At 73.4% G+C, this 23,395-nt stretch carries 16 protein-coding genes, 2 tRNA genes and 1 pseudogene; 13 read left to right on the forward strand and 6 right to left on the reverse strand.

The window, feature by feature from the left end; genetic code table 11:
- The 4 genes from PV350_RS18570 to PV350_RS18585 all read left to right on the forward strand — a co-directional run.
- Positions 1-1,376: LCP family protein (locus tag PV350_RS18570; protein ID WP_500334917.1), on the forward strand; the 1,376-nt coding region annotated here is incomplete at its 5' end.
- A gap of 86 nt (positions 1,377-1,462) precedes the next feature.
- Positions 1,463-1,900, forward strand: a complete 438-nt coding sequence (gene rsfS, locus PV350_RS18575; protein ID WP_499511854.1) for an RsfS/YbeB/iojap family protein — start codon at positions 1,463-1,465, stop codon at positions 1,898-1,900.
- Entirely contained in the window at positions 1,897-2,550 is a 654-nt protein-coding gene (locus tag PV350_RS18580; protein ID WP_499516831.1) for a histidine phosphatase family protein, read from the forward strand. The genes rsfS and PV350_RS18580 overlap by 4 nt, the downstream gene beginning before the upstream one ends.
- Before the next feature lie 105 nt (positions 2,551-2,655).
- Positions 2,656-2,728 (forward strand) — tRNA-Ala (locus PV350_RS18585).
- Between the two features lie 50 nt (positions 2,729-2,778).
- Here the strand turns inward: PV350_RS18585 and PV350_RS18590 are convergent.
- Positions 2,779-3,696 (reverse strand): helix-turn-helix transcriptional regulator, encoded by a 918-nt coding sequence (locus tag PV350_RS18590; RefSeq protein WP_500334919.1) that lies wholly within the window; start codon positions 3,694-3,696, stop codon positions 2,779-2,781.
- A gap of 101 nt (positions 3,697-3,797) precedes the next feature.
- Between PV350_RS18590 and PV350_RS18595 the strand changes: the two genes are divergently transcribed.
- Positions 3,798-5,237, forward strand: coding sequence for an MFS transporter (locus PV350_RS18595; RefSeq protein ID WP_500334921.1), 1,440 nt, complete (start codon positions 3,798-3,800; stop codon positions 5,235-5,237).
- 7 nt (positions 5,238-5,244) lie between these two features.
- Here PV350_RS18595 and PV350_RS18600 read toward each other — a convergent pair whose 3' ends face one another.
- The gene (locus PV350_RS18600) at positions 5,245-6,528 is read right to left on the reverse strand and encodes a glycosyltransferase 87 family protein (protein ID WP_500334923.1); all 1,284 of its coding nucleotides are present in this window, start codon (positions 6,526-6,528) and stop codon (positions 5,245-5,247) included.
- Positions 6,529-6,675: 147 nt separating this feature from the next.
- Here PV350_RS18600 and PV350_RS18605 point away from each other — a divergent pair.
- A tRNA-Ala gene (locus PV350_RS18605) sits at positions 6,676-6,748 on the forward strand.
- A gap of 134 nt (positions 6,749-6,882) precedes the next feature.
- Here PV350_RS18605 and PV350_RS18610 read toward each other — a convergent pair.
- Positions 6,883-8,463: an NADH-ubiquinone oxidoreductase-F iron-sulfur binding region domain-containing protein gene (locus tag PV350_RS18610; protein WP_499511851.1), complete on the reverse strand. Its 1,581-nt coding sequence runs from the start codon at positions 8,461-8,463 to the stop codon at positions 6,883-6,885.
- Entirely contained in the window at positions 8,460-9,608 is a 1,149-nt protein-coding gene (locus PV350_RS18615; protein WP_500334925.1) for a hypothetical protein, read from the reverse strand. The genes PV350_RS18610 and PV350_RS18615 overlap by 4 nt, the downstream gene beginning before the upstream one ends.
- Before the next feature lie 336 nt (positions 9,609-9,944).
- Between PV350_RS18615 and PV350_RS18620 the strand changes: the two genes are divergently transcribed.
- The 6 genes and pseudogenes from PV350_RS18620 to PV350_RS18645 all read left to right on the forward strand — a co-directional run.
- Positions 9,945-11,906 (forward strand): S53 family peptidase, encoded by a 1,962-nt coding sequence (locus PV350_RS18620; RefSeq protein ID WP_499511849.1) that lies wholly within the window; start codon positions 9,945-9,947, stop codon positions 11,904-11,906.
- A 266-nt stretch (positions 11,907-12,172) separates the two neighbouring features.
- A complete protein-coding gene (gene leuS / locus PV350_RS18625; protein WP_500334927.1) occupies positions 12,173-15,028 on the forward strand; it encodes a leucine--tRNA ligase in 2,856 nt (951 codons plus the stop codon).
- A 212-nt stretch (positions 15,029-15,240) separates the two neighbouring features.
- Entirely contained in the window at positions 15,241-15,885 is a 645-nt protein-coding gene (locus PV350_RS18630) for a hypothetical protein (protein ID WP_500334928.1), read from the forward strand.
- Positions 15,886-15,987: 102 nt separating this feature from the next.
- Positions 15,988-16,833, forward strand: coding sequence for a DegV family protein (locus PV350_RS18635; RefSeq protein ID WP_500334930.1), 846 nt, complete (start codon positions 15,988-15,990; stop codon positions 16,831-16,833).
- A 316-nt stretch (positions 16,834-17,149) separates the two neighbouring features.
- Complete coding sequence (locus PV350_RS18640) at positions 17,150-17,911, forward strand: ComEA family DNA-binding protein (protein WP_500334932.1); 762 nt, start codon at positions 17,150-17,152, stop codon at positions 17,909-17,911.
- Positions 17,908-20,361, forward strand: a pseudogene (locus tag PV350_RS18645) (ComEC/Rec2 family competence protein); the annotation flags it as partial. The gene PV350_RS18640 and the pseudogene PV350_RS18645, both read left to right, overlap by 4 nt.
- 90 nt (positions 20,362-20,451) lie before the next feature.
- Here PV350_RS18645 and PV350_RS18650 read toward each other — a convergent pair.
- Together PV350_RS18650 and PV350_RS18655 are read right to left on the reverse strand one after the other, a co-directional pair.
- Positions 20,452-21,873, reverse strand: a complete 1,422-nt coding sequence (locus tag PV350_RS18650; protein WP_500334934.1) for an APC family permease — start codon at positions 21,871-21,873, stop codon at positions 20,452-20,454.
- Between the two features lie 215 nt (positions 21,874-22,088).
- Complete coding sequence (locus PV350_RS18655) at positions 22,089-22,532, reverse strand: pyridoxamine 5'-phosphate oxidase family protein (protein ID WP_499511842.1); 444 nt, start codon at positions 22,530-22,532, stop codon at positions 22,089-22,091.
- Between the two features lie 56 nt (positions 22,533-22,588).
- On the opposite strand from PV350_RS18655, the gene PV350_RS18660 reads away from it, so the two are divergent.
- Positions 22,589-23,365 carry an arylamine N-acetyltransferase family protein gene (locus PV350_RS18660; RefSeq protein ID WP_500334936.1) on the forward strand — a complete coding sequence of 259 codons (777 nt, stop codon included), beginning with the start codon at positions 22,589-22,591 and terminating at the stop codon, positions 23,363-23,365.
- The last annotated feature ends 30 nt before the right edge of the window (positions 23,366-23,395 follow it).

Raw genomic sequence — 23,395 nt, forward strand, 5'->3', positions numbered from 1 at the left:
GGCGACTCCTCGTAGGCGGGCTGCCGCAGGCCCCTCCGGCCCAGCGGCAGCCCGCCTACGAGGAGTCGCCGGCCCGGCCCGCCGCCGGCCGCTCCGCCGGGGCCGAAGCCGACTACCACACCGGCCAGTTCTCCTTCGTCGACGAGGAGACCGAGGAGTCGGAAGAGGTCATCGACTGGCTGAAGTTCACCGAGTCCCGCACCGAACGGCGCGAGGAGGCCAGGCGCCGCGGCCGCAACCGCGTGGTCGCCGCGGTCGTCGTCCTGGTGCTGGCCGCCGTCGGCGGCGTCGGCTACCTGTGGAAGGCCGGCAAGATCCCCGGCCTCGGCAGGGACTCCGGGACCGCCCAGCAGGCCGCGGGCGGCCAGAAGCGCGACGTCATCGTGCTGCACCTGCGCCCGGTCGGCAGCGAGGCGACCTCGACCGCGCTGCTGGTCAGCAACTCGACCACCAAGAAGGGCACCACCGTCCTGCTGCCGAACTCGCTCGCCGTGAGCAGCGACGACGGCGGCAGCACCACGCTCGGCAAGTCCGTCGTGGAGAACGGTTCCGCCCCCACCCGCGAGGCGCTGGAAGGCCTGCTCGGCACCAAGATCAGCGGCACCTGGCGGCTGGACACCCCGTACCTGGACAACCTCGTCGAGTCCCTCGGCGGAGTCCTCGTCGACACCGACGCCACGGTGAAGGCAGGCAAGAAGCAGGACGGCAAGACCCTCGTCAAGCCCGGAAAGCAGCAGGAGCTGGGCGGCCAGGCCGCCGTCGCGTACGCCGTCTACCGGGGACCGGGCGAGGGGGCCGACAAGCAGCTGGCCCGCTTCGGGCAGGTCGTCCAGGCCGTGCTGAAGAAGATGTACAGCGACCCGGACCTGGCGACCAAGACCGTCGAGGGGCTCAACCAGGTCATCGAGCCCCCGCTGACCGAGAAGGACCTCGGCAGCAGCCTCGCGGCCCTGTCGGAGGAGGCCAAGGGCGGCGACTACACCACCGAGACGCTGCCGGTGGAGCCCGACGGCACGCTGAGCGAGAAGGCCACCGAGGACGTGGTCAAGAAGGTGCTCGGCGGCACCGTCACCAACACCGACTCCGACGGCATCCCCCGGGTCACCCTGCGCAACGCCACCGGCGTGGCCGCCAACACCGGCGAGGCCCAGGTGCAGATCGTCGGCGGCGGCTACACCTTCGTCTCCGGCGCCACCGCGGACACCCGGGCCACCTCGCAGGTCCTGTACGCCGACGCCGACCAGAAGACGAACGCGGAGGAGCTGGCCAAGACGCTGGGCCTGTCCGCCAAGGCCGCCAAGAAGGGCGGCGTGGCCTCCAACGCCGACATCACGGTCGTCCTGGGCCAGGACTACAGCCCGCCGGAGAAGAGCTGACCGGGGGCGGTCCATAACCGGTCGGGGACCGAGCGCGGTCCGTGAGACCCTGGACGTACGACGTCCCCGACCGGAAAGCCTTACCTGTGACCGCCACGGACCGCTCCATCGAGCTCATTCAGACCGCCGCCCAGGCGGCCGCCGACAAGCTCGCGCACGACATCATCGCCTACGACGTCAGCGACGTCCTCTCCATCACCGACGCGTTCCTGCTGGCCTCCGCGCCCAACGACCGCCAGGTGAAGGCCATCGTCGACGAGGTCGAGGAGCGGCTGCAGGAGGAGCTCGGCGTCAAGCCGGTGCGCCGTGAGGGCGAGCGCGAGGGCCGCTGGGTCCTGCTCGACTACGTCGACATCGTGGTGCACGTCCAGCACTCGGAGGAGCGGGTCTTCTACGCGCTGGAGCGGCTCTGGAAGGACTGCCCCGAGCTCGAGCTCCCCAAGGACGCCGTCGCCACCCGTGGCAAGGCCGAGGAGCACGCCCGCGCCACCGCGGCCGCCGACGAGGACGGAGAGCTGATCTGAACGGCCACACGCGGGGTCGCGGCCGCCGCGTCGTCTTCTGGCGGCACGGACAGACCTCCTGGAACGTGGAGGGCCGCTTCCAGGGCTCCACGGACATCCCGCTGACCTCGACCGGTGTCGCGCAGGCCAAGCGCGCCGCCCGGTTGCTGGCCGCTCTGCAGCCGGACGCGATCGTCTCCTCCGACCTGCAGCGCGCCGCCGACACCGCCGCCGAGCTGGCCGCGGTCACGGAGCTGGACATCTCGTACGACGAGGGCCTGCGGGAGACCTACGCCGGCGTGTGGCAGGGCCTGACCCACGAGGAGATCACCGAGCGGTACGGCGAGGAGTACGCGGCCTGGAAGCGCGGCGAGCCCGTGCGGCGCGGCGGCGGCGAGCTGGAGACCGAGGTCGCCGACCGGGCCGCCCCGGTGGTGCTCGCGGCGGCCGACAAGCTGCCCGACGGCGGTGTCCTGGTCGTCGTCAGCCACGGCGGCGCCATCCGCACCACCATCGGCCGGCTCCTCGGGCTTGACCCGCGCAGCTGGGAGGCGCTCGGCGGGCTGTCCAACACCTGCTGGTCGGTCCTCGGCGAGGGCGCCCGCGGCTGGCGGCTGCTGGAGCACAACGCCGGGACCCTGCCCGAGCCGGTGCTCGGCGACGACGACTGACGGGGCCGGGAGCCGGGGCGGGGCCGGGCCGCAGCCGATTTCAGGAATCCGGCCCTGACCGGCTAAGCTTCTTCTCGTTCGCAGGGCGGAAAGCCCGAGGACAGCGGGGCTATAGCTCAGTTGGTAGAGCGCTTGCATGGCATGCAAGAGGTCCGGGGTTCGAATCCCCGTAGCTCCACAGCGGTATCGGATCCCGTCTCCCCCCAGGGGAGGTGGGATCTTCGCGTTTCACCCGGTCCGTTCCGCGGCCGGCCCCTGTTCCGCGGCGAGCGCCGAGAGCGGGCGCGCGTGCCGGGGGCAGCCCACCAGCGGGTCGTCCAGTTCCCGCAGCCGCGCCGTCAGCTCCCGGCTCTCCGCGTCGGCCGGCGTGTAGACCACGATCCGGTGCTCCGGCATCGCCTGGACCGCCAGCGAGGTCGAGGTCAGCCGGATCCTGCCGACCGAGGCGTGCTGGATCACCTTGATCCGCTGTCCTGGAGCCGCCACGTCGCCGCTCGCCCACATCTGCGCGAACTCCGCGCTCTCCCGGACCAGCCGCTCGACGAAGGACTCCCAGGCCGGTTCGCCCACGTGCCGGCCGTACGAGGCGCGCAGCTGCGCGACCATCCGGGGCAGCTCGGCCTCCCGGTTGACGTACGCCGAGCAGCACGGCGGGCCGGTGAACAGGCGCAGCAGCACGTTGCGGTCGGCGCGGGAGGCGATCCGCACCTGGGGGAAGAGCCGCCGGTAACCGGAGTTGCAGGCCAGCACGTCGTAACGGGCGTTGTAGACCACCGCCGGGAGCGGGTCGAGGGCGTCGACGATGCCCTCCACCTCCTCGCCCACCGCCTCGGCGTCGGAGACCGGCTCGCGGACGAAGGGCACGCCCGCCAGCCGGTACAGGTGCTTGCGCTCGGCCACGTCCAGCCGCAGGATGCGCGCCACCGCGTCCAGCACCTGCACGCTGGCGTTGATCGGCCGGCCCTGCTCCAGCCACGTGTACCAGGTCACCCCCACTCCGGCGAGCTGCGCGACCTCCTCCCGCCGCAGCCCGGGCGTACGGCGGCGCAGGCCGGGCGGCATGCCGACGTCCTCCGGCCGGATGCGCGCGCGGCGGCTGCGCAGGAAGGCGGCGAGCTCGGTGCGGCGCGGGGACGGTACGGCCATGCGCCCATCGTCCGCCCGTCCGCGCGGGGCTGCCAGGTGCTGTCGGTACCAGGATCCGAGGGCTCTCGTTACCGGTACGGGCCCGCCCGCAGCCTCGGACCATGGCGAATCCCACCGTTACCGCACGCCGTGCCCCGGCCGGCCCTCCGGGCCGCCGCGGACCGCGTGCCGGACAGCTGCTCGGCGTCCTGCTCACCGGTCAGTTCATGGCCCTGCTGGACGTCTTCATCGTCAACGTGGCCGCGCCCACCATCCGCACCGACCTGCACGCCTCGGGTGCCGGGCTGCAGATGATCGTGGCCGGCTACACCATCTCCTACGCCGTCCTGCTCATCACCGGTGCCAGGACCGGCGACCTGTGGGGCCACCGCAGGGCGTTCCTGGCCGGGCTCACCGTCTTCACCGCCGCCTCCCTGGCCTGCGGACTGGCCGGGTCGACGGGGCAGTTGACCGCGTTCAGGCTGGTGCAGGGGGCCGGGTCCGCCCTGATGATCCCGCAGGTGCTCAGCCTCATCCAGCGCAACTTCTCCGGCGAGCGGCGGGTGCGCGCCCTCGGCGTCTACGCGGCCGTCCTGGCCACCGGTGCCGCCGCCGGGCAGTCCCTGGGCGGGCTGCTGGTCAGCGCCGACCTGTTCGGTACCGGGTGGCGCCCGGCCTTCCTGGTGAACGTCCCCATCGGGCTCGTCCTGCTCGTCCTGGTCCCATGGGTCGTCCCGCGCGACCCGGAGGGCGCCGCCGAGCGCCGCCGCGGTCTCGACCTGCCGGGGCTGGTCACCCTCGGCGCGGCCGTGACCCTGCTCACCGTGCCCCTGGTGCTCGGGCAGGAGGAGGGCTGGCCGGCGTGGGGCTGGGTCTGCCTCGGCCTCAGCGTCGTGCTGTGCGTGGCCTTCGCCCTGCTGGAGACCCGGCTCGCCCGGCGCGGTGGCGCGCCGCTGGTCTCCTCGCGGGTCCTGCGGGCGCCCGGCATGCTCCGTTCCGTCGCCGTCATCGGGGTCGCCATGGCCCTCAACGCCGGGTTCCTGTTCGCCATCGCGCTCCACCTGCAGAGCGGGCTGGGCCTCAGCGCCCTGCATACCGGGCTCACCTTCAGCGCCGCGGCCGTCTCCTTCGGCGGCACCGGGCTCACCTGGCGCCGGCTTCCCGCGCGTGCCCGCGCCTGGCTGGCGCCGGGCGGACTGATCGTGGCCGGCGCGTCCTTCGCGGGGGTCGGCCTGCTGCTGCGCGACGGGCAGCAGCACGAACCGGCCTTCCTGGTGGCCCTGTTCGGTGTCGGCCTGGGGCTGGGCGCCTCCTTCAGCCCCACCTTGACCCTCGCTCTCGGACAGGTCCGTCCCGAGGACGCCGCGGACGCCAGCGGCCTGCTGGCCACCGTCACCCAGCTCGGTCAGCTGATCGGGGTAGCCTCCTTCGGCACGCTGTTCCTGGGCCGGCTGAGCGCCGCCCACTCCTCGGCGCACGCCGTCGCGGTCACCTCCGCCGCCCTGGCGGCCACCGCGGCGGCCGGGGCGCTCGTGGCGGTGCTGCGGCGGCGCAGGGCCTGAGCGCCGCTCAGGCGGCCGCCACGGGGGTCCTGCGCGGTGCGCGAGCGCGGCGCCGAGCGACGGCGACGGCCGCCGACAGGCACAAGAACGCGGCCCCGGCGGCCGGGTAGACCGCCGAGAGGGCCATCTGTCCGGCGGACTGGTGGAGTTCGGGACGCGAGACGCCGTCGCCGTGCGGGATGAGCCAGAGCGCGTACGAGCAGAAGAGTACGGCGGACGCGGCGGTGCCGGCCCACCAGCGTGCGGGGCGGCTCTGCCGCAGGGCCTGGCCGGCCAGCAGGACGACCAGGGGGACCGCCCACACCCAGTGGTGCGACCAGGAGACGGGGCTGACCAGCAGCGCCGTGACGGCGCAGGACAGGACGGCCCAGGCGCGTTCCCCGGCCGCCAGGTGGGCCGTGGCGACGGCCAGGCCCACGGCGGCCACGAGCAGTGCCGCGACGAGCCACCAGGTGCCGGGGTCGCCGGTGTGCAGGGCGCGGGCGAGGACGCCCCGCAACGACTGGTTGGCGGTGTCCTCGCCGTTGCCGGCGCGGTCGGCGGAGAGGACGACCTCCGTCCAGAAGCGCCGGGAGTCGCGTGGCAGGACGAGCGCGGAAAGGCCGATGGTCGCGGCGAAGGTGACGGACGCCACGACAGCCGTCCGCAGCCAGGTGTTCCAGCGCTCCCGCCGCCGCCAGGCGATCACCGCCCCGCCGACGGCCAGGAAGGCGACGAACAGCAGCGGTGTCAGCTTGATGCCCGCCGCGATGCCGATGCCGATCCCCGCGACCCGGCCCCGGCGCCCGGCGAGGTCCCCCAGCACGAGCACCGCGAGCAGCAGGTTGATCTGCCCGTACCGCAGCGTCGTCCAGACCGGCTCGCACCACACCGCGCCCGCCGCGACGCCCAGCGCGGCTGCCGCCGCGGGCAGCCGCCGCGGCAGCCCGGCCAGCCGGAGCGACAGATGGGCCAGGGCGACCAGCAGGCCGAGGTTGACCGCGGTCGCCGCGATCCGCGCGGCACCCGGGCCCAGCAGCGTCAGGGACGTGAAGAGCAGCGCCGCGAACGGCGGATAGGTGTTGGGCAGCTGCGCGTGGGTGACCCGCATCGCGTACAGGTCGTCCCCGCCCCGCACCGACCAGCCCTCGGCCCGGTAGACGGTGAGGTCGATCATCGAGACGTGTGCCGCGCGTTGGGCGGCACAGAACGCCGCGAAGGACACCAGGCACACCAGCGCCGCGACGAGGGTGGGCCTGCGGACCCGGGAGCTGCGCGCCGCGGTGTCGGCGATCGGCTGCGTCGCGGTCACTGCGGCCTTCTCCAGATTCTTCCGGGGCGGGGTCAGCCGACAGTACCGGGCGCCGTGCCCGCGGGCCAGGAATCGATTTGGCGTACCGGCCCCGGGGCCGTGTAATGTATCCCAGGTCGCCGGGGGAACCCGGGAGAACGGCATCGCGGGGCTATAGCTCAGTTGGTAGAGCGCTTGCATGGCATGCAAGAGGTCCGGGGTTCGAATCCCCGTAGCTCCACTTCCCACTGCGGACACTACCCGTCCGGTCGCGACGACCGGGCGGGTTCTTCGTGTGCCCCGGCGCACCGCGGTCCGTACGCCGGAGGGGCCCGGCACCGCGACGGTGCCGGGCCCTGCTGCGTGCGGCCGGGGTCAGCGGCGGCCGCCCTCCTCCATGCGCAGGGCCAGTGCGGGGCAGCGGGCCACCGCGCGCTGCGCGGCCGCGTCCAGGTGCGGCGGAACGGGCGTGCCGGCGATGTCGGGGTAGCCGTCCCGGTCCAGCCGTACGATCTCCGGGAGGACGCCGGCGCACAGGCCGTGCCCCTTGCACAGCGTCCAGTCGACGTTCAGCCGCTTGTTGCTGGTCTGCGCGGCGGCGCCGGCGGGAGCGCCGCCCCGCGGCGCCGGCGGGTCGGACTTCAGCAGCGGCAGCACGCCCACGGTGGGGCGGCCGCAGCCGCCGCCGAGGACGTGGGCGGCGAGGTCGTCGGTGAAGGCGTTGATGGTGGACATCACGAAGCGCATCGAGCCGTCGGGGTGCTTGCACACCCCGCGCCCCTTCACCGCGACCGCGGTCTGCCGCAGTTGCTCCAGCGCGGCCTGCCCGCCGCCGTTGAGCACGTCCTGCAGCAGTCCGGCCATACGCGGCAGCCCGAGGCGGCACGGCCCGCACTGGCCGGCCGTCTCGGCGGCCAGCCACTGCGCGACCCGCAGCGACTCGCCCAGCGGGCACAGGCCCGGGTCCAGCGGGAGCAGGGCGCCCGCGCCCAGGGTGGCCTTGTGGGCCTCCAGGCTCTCGCGGGCGATGGTCACCATCGAGGCGACGCTGGGGTCGATCCAGTTGCCGTGGTAGCCGCCGACGAGCACGCCCTGCCCCGGGTTCCCGCCGCACATCTGCAGGATGTACGACATCGGCACACCCGTCGGGGTCTCCACGACCGTCTGCCGGGGCACCGAGCCGGACACCGTCAGCATGGCCGTACCGGGCTCGCCCGGGGCGCCCGCGGAGCCGAAGCGGATCGCCCCCATGCGGGCGCCGATGGCCAGTTGGGTGAAGGTCTCGGTGTTGGAGAAGAGCGTCGGCATGCCGCCGAGGCCGGACTCGCTCGCGCTCACCTTCTTGCCGGGCGGCAGGGGGAGGCCGCCGTTGGCCGCCGAGATGATGCCCGAGGACTCGCCCGACACGAAGCGCTCCGGCATGCGCACGATCCGGGCCCTCAGCTGGCGGCCCCGCTTGGTGCCCAGGCCCCGCTCGGCCAGGGCGTCGCGCACGGACTGCTCGTTGGTGTCGCGCGTGACGCTGATGACCAGTTCGCGGGCGCCGAGGATCTCGGCGCACAGCAGGGCCCCGTCCAGCATGAGGTGCGGGGCGCGGCGCAGGATGACGGCGTCCTTGCGGCAGGCCGGTTCGCCCTCGCAGCCGTTGACCATCACCGCGGTCGGTGAGCCGCGCCGGCGTGCGGCCTCACCGACGGCCTTGAGCTTCTTGTAGAAGGGGAAGCCCGCCCCGCCACGGCCGCGCAGGCCCATCAGCTCGGCGAGGTCCAGCAGTTCGCCCTCGGTCATGCTCGGCATGGAACCGTGCACGTTGAGGTGGGTCACCCGGTCCAGGCGCTCCACCTCGTCGAACCCCGCGGTGATCCGGGGCAGCCCGACGGTACGCACGTCGGGGAGCACATCACCCGCCCCCGGGCGAGGGGCGGGTGACCGGTCCGGTATGGCGGGAACGCTCATCGTTGTCCTTCATAGGGTCCGGGCGTGGACTGCTGCCAGGCGATCGGCTGGAGCCTGTCGGCTCCCAGCGGATCCGCGCCCTGCCTGCCGTCCGGCACCGGGGTGCCCCATGCGGGAGTGCCGTCCCAGCCGGTCTGCTGGGGTTGCTGCTGGTACGGCACCTGCGGTTGCTGCTGGTACGTCGCCTGGGGGTCGGCGGGCACCTGCGGCAATTGCATCGTGGCGGCCGCGGGATCCATGCCGAGGGTACGGTCCGGGGCCGGGGGAGGAACAGCCGTGTACTGCTGGGCGGTGGGGAAGTTGGGCAGCGGCGGCAGCGGTTCGCTGTAGGCGCTGGCCAGGCTGGGCCCGTTCTCCTCCCGGGGCACGGCACGCCGGCGGCCGGAACCGCCCCGGGACGCGGCCCGTTCGCCGCCGAGCTTGCGGTAGGAGGCCGAGCGCTCCCGCGTCTCGGGGAAGAGCGCCTCGCCACGGGTCCTGCGGAGCCGGTAGACCAGCCCGATGGCGACACCCACCAGGCAGATCCCGTAGGCGACGATGATCCAGGTCTTGGCGGAGCGGCCGGACTGCAGACCGTGGATCAGCGCCATGCACCAGGACGCGTAGGCGGTGCTGTGCAGGATGCGCCACCGCACGGGGTGCCGGTTGGCGGCGAAGACGCTGCGCATGGCGCCCGTGGCGGCGGCGAGGATCATCAGGTAGGCGGCGAGCACGCCGAGGGCGATGAGGCCGTCCCGGCCGGTCACGCCGAGGGGGAGGAAGGCGCCGGCGGTGGTGACCCGTGCCTCGACGACCTTCGTCGTCACGTGCAGGATCAGGAATCCGATCGCGGCGACGCCCAGACCGCGGTGGATGCCCTGGGTGAGCAGGCGTTCGCGGGGCCCGAGGAAGACGGTGTCGGTGGACACCAGGCCCCAGATGACGGTGCAGCTCAGGGAGACGAGGGTGAGGACGCCGGCGCCGAAGTCCAGGAACGCCCGCAGGTACGGACCCGCGGTGACGGCGAGGACGAGCAGGGCGGCGGCGGTGCCGGCGATCGCCCAGGCGCGGGGCGACCGTGCGGCGCGAAGGGCCCCGGACAGGATGTCGCTCGCCGGTATCGGGGGGGTCCGGCGACCGTCCGGGGACTGTCGGTTGGTGCGCATGCGGCAGACGCTAACCCGTACGGGTGGCCTGAACGATCGTCTTTCGACAACCCGGGATGAGGATCATTACGAACTGCTAACGTTGGTTTGTTCGGGCTCCGTTCGGCAAGGATGATCGGTCCTTCACCGGAGCGTCCGTTCTCCGGCACCATATGTCCGCATTCCGGATCGGATTGCCGTCCCAATTGCCCTTTCGTGGGCCTTCCTTGAGTCCTTCTTGGCGAACACATGTCCCTGGCATGAGCTGTTCACCGCGAGAGTGGCGTGGCGGTCCACGCGCGCTGCCGTCTCCGGCGCGCCGCCACTCCGCGCGAACTTCACACAGCAGGGGGTTTCATGAGCTCAACCCGCTCGAGAAGGCGGGCCGGCCTGGCCCTGGCAGCGACACTGCCTCTGGTCGCCGGTGCGCTGGCGATGGGCATACCCACCGCCCAGGCCGACGCACCGCACGGACGTCACAGCCTCGCCGGCAGCAAGCCGGCCTGGGCCACCGCCAAGGCCGACAAGGGCGCCACCGCCGACTCGGCCGAGGTCACCCTCCGGGTGTACCTGGCCGGCCGTGACGCCCAGGGCCTGGCCGCCTACGCCCAGGCCGTGTCCGACCCCGGTTCCGTCTCGTACGGCACGTTCCTCTCGGCGAAGCAGGCCAAGGCCCGCTTCGGCGCCTCCGCGCAGCAGATCGCGCAGACGCGGCAGTGGCTGGAGTCCTCCGGGCTGAAGGTCACCGGCGTCGACGAGCACTACCTGACCGTGACCGGCGACGTCGCCGACGCGGAGCAGGCGTTCGGCACCCAGCTCCACAACTACGCGAAGGGCGCCAAGACCTACCACGCCCCGACCGGGACCGCCTCCGTCCCCGCCTCCCTGGGTGGCGCGGTGCTCACCGTCACCGGCCTGGACAACTCCCCGCGGCGCGCCCAGCACCAGGACACGCTGCCGCCGCCCGGCGCCGTCTTCAAGAACTCCGGCCCCTTCTCCACCTACTACGGGTCGAACACGAACAAGAAGCTGCCGGTCGCCTACGGCACGCGCGCCCCCTACGCCGTCAAGGGCTACACGGGCAAGCAGCTGCGCGCCGCCTACGGCGCGGGCTCGTACAACGGCAAGGGCGTCACCGTCGCCATCACCGACGCGTTCGCCTCCCCGACGATCGTCGCCGACGCCAAGAAGTACGCCGCCCGCAACGGCGACGCGGCCTACAAGCGCGGCCAGCTCTCCCAGGTGCTGCCGGCCGACTACCGCTACACGAGCCCCGACGAGTGCGACGCCTCCGGCTGGTACGGCGAGGAGACCCTGGACGTCGAGGCGGTGCACGCGGTCGCCCCGGCTGCCGACATCACCTACGTCGGCGCCTCCTCCTGCACCGACGACGACCTGCTCGACGCGCTCGGCAAGATCGTCGACCACCGGCTCGCCGACATCGTCTCCAACTCCTGGGGCGACATCGAGAGCAACGAGACCCCGGACATCGCGGCCGCCTACGACCAGATCTTCCAGATCGGCGCGGTCGAGGGCATCGGCTTCTACTTCTCCTCCGGCGACGCGGGCGACAACGTCGCGGCGCACGGCGCGAAGCAGGTCGACACCCCGGCGAACTCCCCCTGGGTCACCTCCGTCGGCGGCACCTCGCTCGCCGTCGGCAAGGGCGACAAGTACCAGTGGGAGACCGGCTGGGGCACCCTGAAGGCCACGCTGGCCGAGGACGGCTCGAGCTGGACGGCCTTCCCCGGCGCCTACACCTCCGGCGCCGGCGGCGGCACCAGCAAGCTCTACGCGCAGCCCTTCTACCAGCGCGGCGTGGTTCCCAACTCGCTCGCGCTGGCCAACGGCGGCACGGTCAAGCAGCGCGTCGAGCCGGACATCTCGGCCGTCGCCGACCCGAACACCGGCTTCCTGGTCGGCCAGACCCAGGCCTTCCCGGACGGGTCCTTCCAGTACAGCGAGTACCGGATCGGCGGCACCTCGCTCGCCGCACCGGTGATCGCGGGCGTCCAGGCGCTGGCGCAGCAGGCCCGGCACGGCGTGCCGATCGGCTTCGCCAACCCGCTGATCTACGACCGCTACGGCACCGGCGCGTACCACGACGTGACCGACCACCCGCTGGGCCGCGGCAAGGACCTCGCGGTCGTCCGCGTGGACTACGCCAACGGCTTCGACGCGGCGGACGGCACGATCACCTCGCTCCGCAGCCTCGGCAAGGACAGCTCGCTGTCCGCGGTCGTCGGCTACGACGACGTGACCGGCGTCGGCACCCCGGCGCGCGGCTACCTCGACTCGTACCGGCCGCACCACCGCTGAGCCGCACCACCGCTGATCAGCGCCGGAAACGGCTGGGCAGGGCCCGCACCGGGGGGAACCTCGGTGCGGGCCCTTCCCGCTCTGCGGTACCCTGACCGCATGCGTGCCGTACGCCTTCTGCTTAGCAAGCCGCGCTGACCACGATCGATGTCAGTGCGGCGCCCCTCCTGTGCGAGGGGCTTTTTCGTTTCCGCAGTAGCGCAGGCAGATGTCCGTACGGCGGCCGGGCCGCAGGCCGTCATGACAGCGATGGAGTACGAAGGACGATGAGCGAGACCACCCCCGCCGCGGAGGCGGCTGCGCCCCACCGCTACACGGCCGCCCTGGCCGCCGACATCGAGAGCCGCTGGCAGGACTTCTGGGACGAGCACCAGACCTTCGCCGCGCCCAACCCCACCGGTGACCTGGCCGGGGACGGCGAGCTGGCCAAGCCCAAGAAGTTCATCATGGACATGTTCCCGTACCCCTCGGGCGCGGGACTGCACGTCGGCCACCCCCTGGGCTACATCGCCACCGACGTCTTCGCCCGCTTCCAGCGGATGACCGGGCACAACGTGCTGCACACCCTGGGCTTCGACGCCTTCGGCCTGCCCGCCGAGCAGCACGCCGTGCAGACCGGCGAGCACCCTCGGGTCACCACCGAGGCGGCCATGAACAACATGAAGTCCCAGCTGCGCCGGCTGGGCCTGGGCCACGACAAGCGCCGGTCGTTCGCCACGATCGACCCGGACTACTACAAGTGGACCCAGTGGATCTTCCTGCAGATCTTCAACTCCTGGTACGACCCCCAGGCCGACCGCGCCCGCCCCATCGCCGAGCTGGTCGAGCAGTTCGAGAAGGGCGAGCGCGCCACGCCCGACCGGCGTGCCTGGGCGGAGCTGAGCCCCGCCGAGCGTGACGCCGTGCTGGGCGAGTACCGCCTGGCCTACGCCTCGGAGTCCCCGGTCAACTGGTGCCCCGGCCTGGGCACCGTGCTGGCCAACGAGGAGGTCACCGCCGACGGCCGCTCCGAGCGCGGGAACTTCCCCGTCTTCAAGGCCAAGCTGCGCCAGTGGATGATGCGCATCACCGCCTACGCCGACCGCCTGCTGGCCGACCTGGACGCCCTGGACTGGCCCGAGGCGATCAAGCTGCAGCAGCGCAACTGGATCGGGCGCTCCGAGGGCGCCAAGGTCGACTTCGCGGTCGAGGGCCACGGCGAGAGCCCGATCACCGTCTTCACCACGCGTCCGGACACCCTGTTCGGCGCCACCTACATGGTGCTGGCCCCCGAGCACCCGCTGGTCGACACCGTGGTGCCGGCCGCGTGGCCGGAGGGCACCAAGGACGCCTGGACCGGCGGCGCGGCCACCCCGGCCGAGGCCGTCGCGGAGTACCGCAAGCAGGCCCAGTCCAAGTCGGACGTCGAGCGGCAGACCGAGGGCAAGAACAAGACCGGCGTCTTCAGCGGCGCGTACGCCGTGAACCCGCTGACCGGCACCCGGGTCCCGGTCTTCGTCGCCGACTACGTCCTGATGGGCTACGGCACCGGCGCGATCATGGCCGTCCCCGGCCAGGACGAGCGCGACTGGGAGTTCGCCACCGTCTTCGACCTGCCCATCATCCGCACCGTCCGGCCGCCCGAGGGCTGGGAGGGCGAGGCGTACACCGGCCAGGGCCCGGCGATCAACTCCGCCAACGACGAGATCGACCTGAACGGCTTGGAGGTCGCCGACGCCAAGCGCAAGGTCATCGCGTACCTGGAGCAGCGCGGCATCGGCGAGGGCACCATCAACTTCCGCCTGCGCGACTGGCTGTTCAGCCGCCAGCGGTACTGGGGCGAGCCCTTCCCGATCGTCTACGACGAGGACGGCGTCGCCCACCCGCTGCCCGAGTCGATGCTGCCGCTGGAGCTGCCCGAGGTCGAGGACTACTCCCCGCGCACCTTCGAACCGGACGACGCGGACACCGAGCCCGAGACCCCGCTGTCCCGCAACGCGGAGTGGGTCCACGTCGAGCTGGACCTGGGCGACGGCCGCGGCGTGCGCCCGTACCGCCGCGAGACCAACACCATGCCCAACTGGGCCGGTTCCTGCTGGTACGAGCTGCGCTACCTGGACCCGCACAACGACCGGCAGCTGGTCGACCCCGAGATCGAGCGGTACTGGATGGGTCCGCGCGAGGGGCAGCCGCACGGCGGCGTCGACCTGTACGTCGGTGGCGCCGAGCACGCGGTGCTGCACCTGCTGTACGCGCGCTTCTGGTCCAAGGTGCTGTTCGACCTGGGCCACGTGTCGTCGGTGGAGCCGTTCCACAAGCTGTTCAACCAGGGCATGATCCAGGCCTACGTCTACCGCGACGGCCGCGGCTTCCCCGTTCCGGCGGCCGAGGTCGAGGAGCGCGACGGCGGCTGGTGGTACGGCGGCGAGCAGGTCAAGCGCGAGCTGGGCAAGATGGGCAAGTCCCTGAAGAACGCCGTCACCCCGGACGAGATCGCCGCCGAGTACGGCGCCGACACCCTGCGCCTGTACGAGATGGCGATGGGCCCGCTGGACGTCTCCCGGCCCTGGGACACCCGTGCGGTCGTCGGCCAGTACCGGCTGCTGCAGCGGCTGTGGCGCAACGTGGTGGACGAGACGACCGGCGAGGTCACGGTGACCGGCGCCGAGCCGGACGAGGACACCCTGCGCGCCCTGCACAAGGCGATCGACGGCGTCCGCCAGGACCTGGAGGGCCTGCGCTTCAACACCGCCATCGCCAAGATCACCGAGCTGAACAACCACCTGACCAAGGCGGGCGGCCCGGTGCCGCGCTCGGTCGCCGAGCCGCTGGTGCTGCTGATCGCGCCGCTGGCCCCGCACATCGCCGAGGAGCTGTGGCGGCGGCTGGGGCACGAGGGGTCCCTGGCGCACGAGGACCTGCCGGTGGCCGACCCTGCGTACGTGGTGGACGAGACCGTCACCTGCGTCGTCCAGATCAAGGGCAAGATCAAGGCCCGTCTGGAGGTGCCGCCGACGATCTCCGACGCCGACCTGGAGGCCCAGGCCCTGGCCGACCCGGCGGTCGTGGCCGCGCTGGACGGCGCGGGGGTCCGCAAGGTGATCGTGCGGGCGCCGAAGCTGGTGAACATCGTCCCCGCGTGATGGCCTGAGTACCTGAGTGCCTGATGCGCGGCTGATCGCCCGGCCGGAGCAGGTCGGCGCAGGTCGGTGCCGGCGGTGCAGGTCGGTGTAAGGGGCGGGTAGGGGTTCTCCCGGAACCCTCGCCCGCCCCCGTCCGTTTACGGTGGGCATACAACTGATCGAGCAGATCGGGCCGGTCGGACGGACCGGGCCGACCGGGCAGAGGAGCCGCCGTGGATGTCGCCGTCGCCGTGATCCTGCTCCTCTTCGCCTCCTTCGTGGCGCTCGGTGTCGTCGCCGCGGTCAAGACGGCGCGGGCGGTCAAGCGCGGGGTGGAGCGCACCAGCATCGAGGCCCGCCGCGTGGTCGAGGACACCGGTCTGAAGGCCCGCCGCTACAGCAGGCCCGGGCCCGCCGGGAAGCTCGCCGAGCTGCGCCTGGCGCTGCGTACGTCCGTCACGAGCACGGAAGCGGCGCTGGAAGGGCAGGCCGCCGTCGACCCGTCGCTGAGCGAGGCCGTCGCGCTGCTCGCCAGGCTGAGCTCCCACGCCCGGGAGCTCGACGCGGAGCTGCGGCTGCTGGAGCGCGAGCCCGACCGCACCCGCATCGCGGCCCGGATCGGCGAGCTGGAGGAGCGCACGCGGCGCATCACCCACTCCGCGGACTCGCTGCGCTGGGCCGCCCAGGACCGGGCCCGCCGCTTCGCCGACGACGACCTCGCTGCGCTGGGCCGCGACATCGACCTGGAGGCCGGGGCGTTGCGGCACTGGGCGCCCTCGGCGCTGCCGGAGCCGGAACCGGAACCGCGCACTCAGCCGGGGACGCGGCGCGAGCGGATGCCCGAGCCGGGCACCGGACAGCCGCCCAAGGCGCTGTGAGGGGCCGGGCGCGGCCGGGACGGGCCGCGGGGACGTTCACCGGGGTTCACCTCGGCGGAGCCGTACTGTCGCCCGGCCTTCGGCGCGGGTAACCTCCCGCACATGTCGTCCCATGTCGCTATCGTCACCGATTCCACGGCCTACCTGCCGCAGGAGGCCCTGACCCGGCACCGGATCACCGTGGTGCCCCTGGCGGTGGTGATCGGCGACGAAGCGCTGGAAGAGGGCACCGAGGTGTCGGCGCCCGCGGTCGCCCGCGCCCTGCAACGCCGCAAGCCCGTCACCACATCGCGGCCGAGCCCGGAGGAATTCGCCGCCGCCTACCGCGCGGTGGCGGAGTCGGGCGCGACCGAGATCGTCTCCCTGCACCTGTCGGCGGAGTTCTCCGGCACCTACGACGCCGCGCTGCTCGCGGGGGCGGACGCGCCCGTGCCGGTGCGCGTCGTGGACACCGCGATGGTCGCCATGGCCCTCGGGTTCCCGGTGCTGAGCGCCGCCGAGGCGGCGGAGGCGGGCGGCTCCGCGGACGAGATCGTGGCGGCGGCGGAGAAGCGGGCGTCGGACACGTCGGCCTACTTCTACGTGGACACCCTGGACTACCTGCGCCGGGGCGGACGCATCGGCGCGGCGCAGGCGCTGCTCGGGTCGGCGCTCGCGGTGAAGCCGCTGCTGCAGCTGGACGAGGGCCGCATCCAGCTGCTGGAGAAGGTGCGTACGGCCTCCAAGGCGCTGGCGCGGCTCGAGGAGATCGTCGTCGAGCGGGCGGGCACCCGTCCGGTGGACATCGCCGTCCACCACCTGGCCGCCGCGGACCGCGCGTCCGCGCTGGCGGAGCGGCTGCGGGCGCGGGTCCCCGGGATCAACACCCTCGTCCTCAGCGAGGTCGGCGCGGTGATCGGCGCCCACACGGGGCCCGGGCTGCTGGGAGCGGTCGTCTCCCCGCTGTGATCCCTTCCGGGTGACGGGGTTATCCACAACCTCTGGACGATCCACAGGACTTGAGCAAGATCATCTCGTTGGTGCCGGTCCGTTTACCGTCCCTGACATGGGATCGACCACCGCAACTCCTCGCCACCGCAGGCACCCGTCCGCCCGCGTGCCCGTACCCGGGCCCGCCGCCGGCGCGGTCCGGGAACGGGCCGCCGCCCTCTTCGACCGTCCGCCGAGCCGTCCCGCGCCACGGGGTGGGGCGGGCGCGGCGGCACCGGATCCACCGGAACGACCGGAACGACCGGAACGACCCGATGTGCCGGAGCGGTTGGCCGTGCCGGAACGACCGGCGCTGCCGGAACGACAGGCTGCGCCGGGGGTGCCGGATCCGCCGGGGCGCCGCGCCGTGGGTGCCTGGCGGCTGGCCCTCACCGAGCGCCTCCCCACCTGGCTCTCCGTCCGCTGCGGCATCGAGGCGAAGACGGCGGCCGCCCTGGCCGTCGTCCTCCTCGTCGCCCTCGCCTTCGCGGTGCACCACTTCTGGACCGGCCGGCCGCGCACCGTGGCGGTGCCGCCGGTCGCCGCGGCGCTGCCCGCCGCGGCCGGGGCCCCGGCCGGCGCGCGGGCTTCCGCGGCGGCCGGGCCCCGGGCGCCGGGCCCCGCGCCGGGGGCGAAACCGGTGCTGGTCGTGGACGTCGCCGGCAAGGTCAGGAGGCCGGGGTTGCGCCGGCTGCCCGCGGGGTCCCGCGTGGCGGACGCCGTGGACGCCGCCGGGGGAGCGCTGCCCGGTACGGACACCAGCGCCCTGAACCTGGCCCGCCTGCTGGCCGACGGGGAGCAGATCGTCGTGGGCCGCCCCGCCCCGCAACCGGCCACCGGGGTCCAGGGGACCGCCGCGGCGAGCGGGCCGGTCAGCCTCAGCGCCGCCACCGCCGAGCAGTTGGACGCCCTGCCCGGTGTGGGGCCGGTGCTCGCCCGGCACATCATCGACTACCGCGGCCGGCACGGCGGCTTCACCTCCGTCGAGCAGCTGCGGGACGTCAACGGCATCGGGGACCGCCGGTTCTCCGATCTCAAGCCACTGGTCACCCCGTGAGCGCGCCCCGCCCGGCGGTGCATGCGGCGGCCGCCTCACCCCGGGGCGCGTCGAACCCGCGCCAGGAGGGCCCGCCGGACCTCCGTCTGGTGGCCCCGGCCCTCGCGGCCTGGCTCGCCGCGGGCCTCGCCCTCGCGGCGCCCGGGCGAGCCGTGGTGGGGGCGTGCGCGCTGGTCGTCCTGGTGGCGCTCGCGTCGTTCGTACGCCGGTGGACGTCGGTCGCCACCGTGGCGCTCTGCGCTGCGGCGTCCGCGGCCGTGGCGGGACTGCACTCCGCTGACCTGCACCGTGGCCCGGTGCCCGCCCTGGCGGCCGAACGCGCGCATGCGAGCGTGGAGTTGAGGCTGACGGCGGATCCCCGGCTGATCCGCCCGCAGGTGCGTGGGGCCGTCCGGGCGCCGGAAGCGGTGCTGGTGGAGGCCGAGGCCGTACGCGTGACGGCGAGCGGCACGAGGACCGCCGTCCGCACACCGGTCCTGCTCATCGCCCGGCAACCCGCCCGTGCCTGGCTGACGTTGCTGCCCGGCACGCGCGTCGAGGCGGAGGCCCGGCTCGCCCCGGCGGCGGGGCCGGGCGACCGGATCGCCGCGGTGCTGTCGGTACGAGGGCCGCCGCGCGTCGTGGCGCCGCCCGGCCGTGCGCAACGTGTGGCCGGCGGACTCCGCGCGGGGCTGCGCGAGGCCACCGAGGGCCTGCCGTCCGACGCCCGTGCCCTCCTTCCCGGGCTTGTCGTCGGGGACACCTCCCGTATACCGGTGGAGTTGCACGACGCGTTCGAGGCCACCGACCTGACCCATCTGACCGCGGTCAGCGGTTCCAACCTCTCGCTGGTGCTGATCCTGCTGATCGGTCCGCCCGGTCTCGCGCTGCGCGCCGAGCGCGGCGGCCTGGCACCGCGGCTGGCCCTTCCGCTCCGTGTGACGGCCGTGCTCGGGGGCGTGCTCACCGTGGCCTTCGTCGTCGTGTGCCGGCCCGACCCGAGCGTGCTGCGCGCGGCCGCCTGCGGGCTGATCACCCTGCTGGCCATCGGCACGGGCCGCCGCCGCAGCCTGCTGCCCGCGCTGTGCGGGGCCGCCCTGCTGCTGCTCCTCCACGATCCCTGGCTCGCCCGCTCGTACGGCTTCGCGCTGTCCGTGCTGGCCACCGGCGCGCTCCTGGTCCTCGCCCCGCGCTGGAGCACCGCCCTGCGGCACCGGCGGGTGCCACCGCGCCTCGCGGAGGTCCTGGCCGCGGCGGCCGCAGCGCAGGCGGTGTGCGCCCCGGTGGTGGCGGTGCTGGCCGCCCACGTCAGCCTGGTCGCCGTCCCCTGCAACCTGCTGGCGGAACTCGCGGTGGGCCCCGCCACCGTCCTCGGCTTCGCCGCCCTGGCCGCGGCGCCCTTCGCCATGCCCGTCGCCAAGGCACTCTCCTGGGTCGCGGGCTGGCCCGCCGGCTGGATCGCGGCGGTGGCCCGGCGCGGTGCCGCCCTGCCGGGGGCGACGCTCGACTGGCCCGGCACCTGGGCGGGCGCCCTGCTGCTGGCGGCCGTCACCGTGGTGGTGGTCGCGGCGGGGCGCCGCCTCCTGCGCCGTCCCTGGCTGTGTGCCGCCGCCGCGCTGCTGCTCGTGCTCGCCGTCGTACGTCCCGCGCCGCTGCCCCGCTCGGTGACCGGCTGGCCGCCGCCGGCCTGGCGGCTGGTGGCCTGCGACGTCGGCCAGGGCGACGCCCTGGTGCTCTCCGCGGGCGACGGCGCCGCCGTCGTGGTGGACACCGGCCCGGAGCCCCGCCTCGTCGACCGCTGCCTGCGCTCGCTCGGGGTCACCGCGATCCCGCTGCTCGTCCTCACGCACTTCCACGCCGACCATGTCGCCGGCCTCCCCGGGGTCCTGCGCGGCCGTTCCGTGGGCGCCATCGAGACCACCACCCTCGACGAACCCTCCGACCAGGCCGCCTTCGTACGCCGTCAGGCGGCCGCGGCCCGCGTTCCCCTGCTGCGCGCGAGGCCCGGGGAGCGCCGCCGCCTGGGCCCCCTCGACTGGCGTGTGCTGTGGCCCGCCGCGCCCTCCCTCCTCGCGGGCGCCGAGGGTGCCGATCTGGGCGGCACCAATCCCAACGACGCCAGCGTCACCTTGCTGGTCCGCACCGCAGGGCTCACCGTGCTCCTCCTCGGCGACCTGGAGCCCGCGGCCCAGCACGCGCTCCTGACCGCCGTCCCGGACCTCCCGCGCGTCGACGTCCTGAAGGTCGCCCACCACGGCTCCGCCTACCAGGACCCGGCGCTGCTGGCCCGCATCCGGCCCCGTCTCGCGCTCGTCAGCTGCGGGGCCGGGAACCCGTACGGACATCCGTCGCCCCGGACCCTCGCCGCGCTGCGCGCCCAGGGCACCACGGTCCTGCGCACCGACCGGGACGGCCCGGTCGCCGTCCTGGGCGACCGGGAGGACCTGCGGGCCGCCGCGACCGGTCGCTCGCCCGCCGCCGAGCGGGCCGTCCGGGGACGGCGAAGGGCCCGCACCGGTGCACGACCGGTACGGGCCCCCCGGGTGCCGGGGACGGGCGGCTCAGGCGCCCTCCAGGCCCATCTCCTCCTCGGGCACGGAGATCACCCAGCGGGTGCTCTGCCGCGGCCGGAGGTAGAAGAGCCAGTAGGCCAGCGAGGCGGCGACGATCACACCGGTGATCACCAGGTCCTGCGCGGTCTGCTGGGTCAGCACGTACGCCAGCACGACGACCAGCAGCAGCGGCACCGCGGGCCACAGCGGCATGCGCCAGGCCGCACGCTCCTTGTGCCCGGCGCGGCGCGAGCCGAGGGCCGCGAGGGCGACGACGATGTACATCGCGGCGACCGCCACGCCGGTGACGCCGCTCAGCGTCTCCACCGGCACGAAGCACAGCACCGCGCCCGGCACGCCCACCGCGAGCGTCGCGATCCACGGGGCGCCGAACCGCTTGCTCAGCGTGCCGAAGGCCTTGTTGACCGGGGCCGGCCAGGCGCGGTCGCGCGCGGAGGCGTAGAGCACCCGGGAGTTCTGGATGACCATCACGATGCCCGCGTTGATGATGGCCAGCGCGATGCAGAGGCTGATGAAGGTGCCGACCGCCGAGTTGCTCCAGCCCCGCACGAGCGCCGAGAGGTCGCCCGCCATCAGGGAGTTCATGTCGGGTGCGCCCAGCGTGATCGCGATCGTCGGCACGATCACCACCAGGGCGCCGATGCCGAGCGTCCACAGCACGGTCCGGGAGACCGTGCGCCGCGGGTTCTCCATCTCCTCGGACAGGTACACGGCCGTGCTGAAGCCCTGCAGCACGAAGAGCGCGATCGCCAGCCCCGCGATGATCGTCCCCGCCGTGACCGCCGACCCCACCCCGTGCCCGGCCTCCGTCACCGGGTGGATCAGCACCGAGGCCGACCGCGAGGTGTGGGAAAAGCCGAGGAAGGCCACGACCGCCGCCGCGACGACCTCCAGGACCAGGAAGACGCCGGTGATCCAGGCATTGGCCCGCAGGTCCAGCAGACCCATGACGGTGGCCAGCAGCATGACGGCGGCGCCCGCGATCTTCGGGTCGATCTGCATGATCGGCGCCAGGTACTCGCCGGTGCCGAGCGTGATGATCGGCGGCACGATCATCACGACGATCAGGGACAGCACGAACACGATCCACCCGGCCAGCCGCCCGATGAGCGTGCCGACCATCGCGTACTCGCCGCCCGCGCTCGGTATCAGCGTCCCGAGTTCCGAATAGCAGAAGGCCACCGCGATGCAGAGGACCGCCGCGATCACGATGGTCAGCGCCGTCCCGGTTCCCAGGTCGGCGAAGAGCGGGGGCACGATGACGAACAGCGAGGAGGCCGGGGTCAGGCACGACAGCGTCAGAAGCGTTCCGCCGACCACGCCGATCGACCTCTTGAGCGACTTCGGGGCCTCGATGGGCGGGGCCGTCGGCGAGTGCGGGGCCGTCGGCGGGTGGAGCGTGTCGGTCATGCGCGCATCCGATCGGGTCGGGCTCGAGGGGGCTACCGCCTCCGGTCCAGGGAAACATGAAACGGAATATTCATCTCCGCTTCCGAGGATGAAACCGCGCGCGTCAAGCCCCCGTCAAGAGTCTCCGGACAACGAAATCCGAAGATCAACCAGCCCATGTCCGACGCAAAACCGGCAACTTAAGGCCTGTCACTGTGTATATCGCCGATCGGCGATCAGAACAGCCACACCCCTTCCTTCATCAGCTCCCGGTCCCGCATCTCCGGCAGCGTCCCCCAGGCTTGCACCCATTGCGGCCGAATCGCGTAGAACGCGTACGAAGGTCCGTCACCTCGGGGATCCCACCCGGCCTTCGCCGCGAAGGCGTCACCGGCACCGTCCGGCAGCCGCGCGAAGTCGACGACCCGCGCCGTGCCGTCGATGAGCACCAGATCCCTGGTGTGACCCAGGCTCAGCCGCACCCGTCCCGAGGACTCCAGGTTCCTCCCGGTGGGATTCGTCCTGCGCGTGGCGAGCCATAGCTCCTCCCCGTCCCACCAGAACGACAGCGGGACGAGGCACGGCACCCCGCGCGCGTCCGCCGTCGCCACCCACACGTCCTCGTCGTCCCTGAGCCGGCCCATCGCCGCGGCGTGCCGCTCGTGCAGTGTTCGCGTCATGCCGTGAAGTTAGCCGGGTCTGGCGTGATCGTCGCCGGTTCCCCAAGACTGACGCCATGGACGCTTCCCAGGCCGACGCCTACCTCCGCCGCATCGGCGCCACGCGCCCCGAACGCCCTGACGCGGCGGCCCTGCGCGAGCTGCACGTGCGCCATCTGGTCGCCGTGCCCTTCGAGAACCTCTCCATCCACCTCGGGGAAGGCGTCCTTCTGGACCCCGAGGTCCTCCACGACAAGATCGTGACCGCTCGCCGCGGCGGCTTCTGCTACGAGGTCAACGGCGCCTTCGGCGCCCTGCTCGCCGCCCTGGGGTACGACGTCACGCTCTACGCGGCCCGTTCCGTCAACGGCCCGCGCCTCGGCATCCCCTTCGACCACATGGCGCTCCGCGTCCGCACCTGCGACGGTGTCACCCTCCTCGCGGACGTCGGCTTCGGCCGCCATGCGCACCTCCCCCTCGACCTCACCCCCGGTGTCGACCAGAAGGACCCCGGCGGCGTCTTCCGCTTCACTCCGGCCCCGTACGGAGACCTCGACCTCCACCACGACGGCGAGCCGGTCTTCCGCCTCGAACCCCGCCCCCGGGAACTCGCCGACTTCGAGGCCGGCTCCTGGTACCAGCAGACCTCGCCGCACTCCCATTTCACGCGGTCCCTGGTCTGCTCCCGTCTGACCGAGGACGGCGGGAGGCTGACGCTCTCCGGCCGCACGCTCATCACCACCGCCCCGGACGGCATCCGCCGGGAAGAGGCCCTGGACGGCGACGCCGCCGTCCTCGCCGCCTACCGCGAGCGCTTCGGTCTCGTCCTGGACCGGGTTCCCGAGATAAAGTAAGACTCAATCTACGTAAGATCGGGTCTACCT

The organism is Streptomyces sp. PA03-6a (assembly GCF_033792765.1).
Classification (GTDB): domain Bacteria; phylum Actinomycetota; class Actinomycetes; order Streptomycetales; family Streptomycetaceae; genus Actinacidiphila.

Bases quoted from the DNA above. Each gene is read 5' to 3' on its own strand.
- PV350_RS18610 (WP_499511851.1), bottom strand. From the start codon at position 8,463: ATGAGCGTTCCCGCCATACCGGACCGGTCACCCGCCCCTCGCCCGGGG.
- PV350_RS18660 (WP_500334936.1), top strand. From the start codon at position 22,589: ATGGACGCTTCCCAGGCCGACGCCTACCTCCGCCGCATCGGCGCCACG.
- PV350_RS18650 (WP_500334934.1), bottom strand. From the start codon at position 21,873: ATGACCGACACGCTCCACCCGCCGACGGCCCCGCACTCGCCGACGGCC.
- PV350_RS18655 (WP_499511842.1), bottom strand. From the start codon at position 22,532: ATGACGCGAACACTGCACGAGCGGCACGCCGCGGCGATGGGCCGGCTC.
- PV350_RS18635 (WP_500334930.1), top strand. From the start codon at position 15,988: ATGTCGTCCCATGTCGCTATCGTCACCGATTCCACGGCCTACCTGCCG.
- PV350_RS18620 (WP_499511849.1), top strand. From the start codon at position 9,945: ATGAGCTCAACCCGCTCGAGAAGGCGGGCCGGCCTGGCCCTGGCAGCG.
- PV350_RS18615 (WP_500334925.1), bottom strand. From the start codon at position 9,608: ATGCGCACCAACCGACAGTCCCCGGACGGTCGCCGGACCCCCCCGATA.
- PV350_RS18595 (WP_500334921.1), top strand. From the start codon at position 3,798: ATGGCGAATCCCACCGTTACCGCACGCCGTGCCCCGGCCGGCCCTCCG.
- leuS (WP_500334927.1), top strand. From the start codon at position 12,173: ATGAGCGAGACCACCCCCGCCGCGGAGGCGGCTGCGCCCCACCGCTAC.
- PV350_RS18590 (WP_500334919.1), bottom strand. From the start codon at position 3,696: ATGGCCGTACCGTCCCCGCGCCGCACCGAGCTCGCCGCCTTCCTGCGC.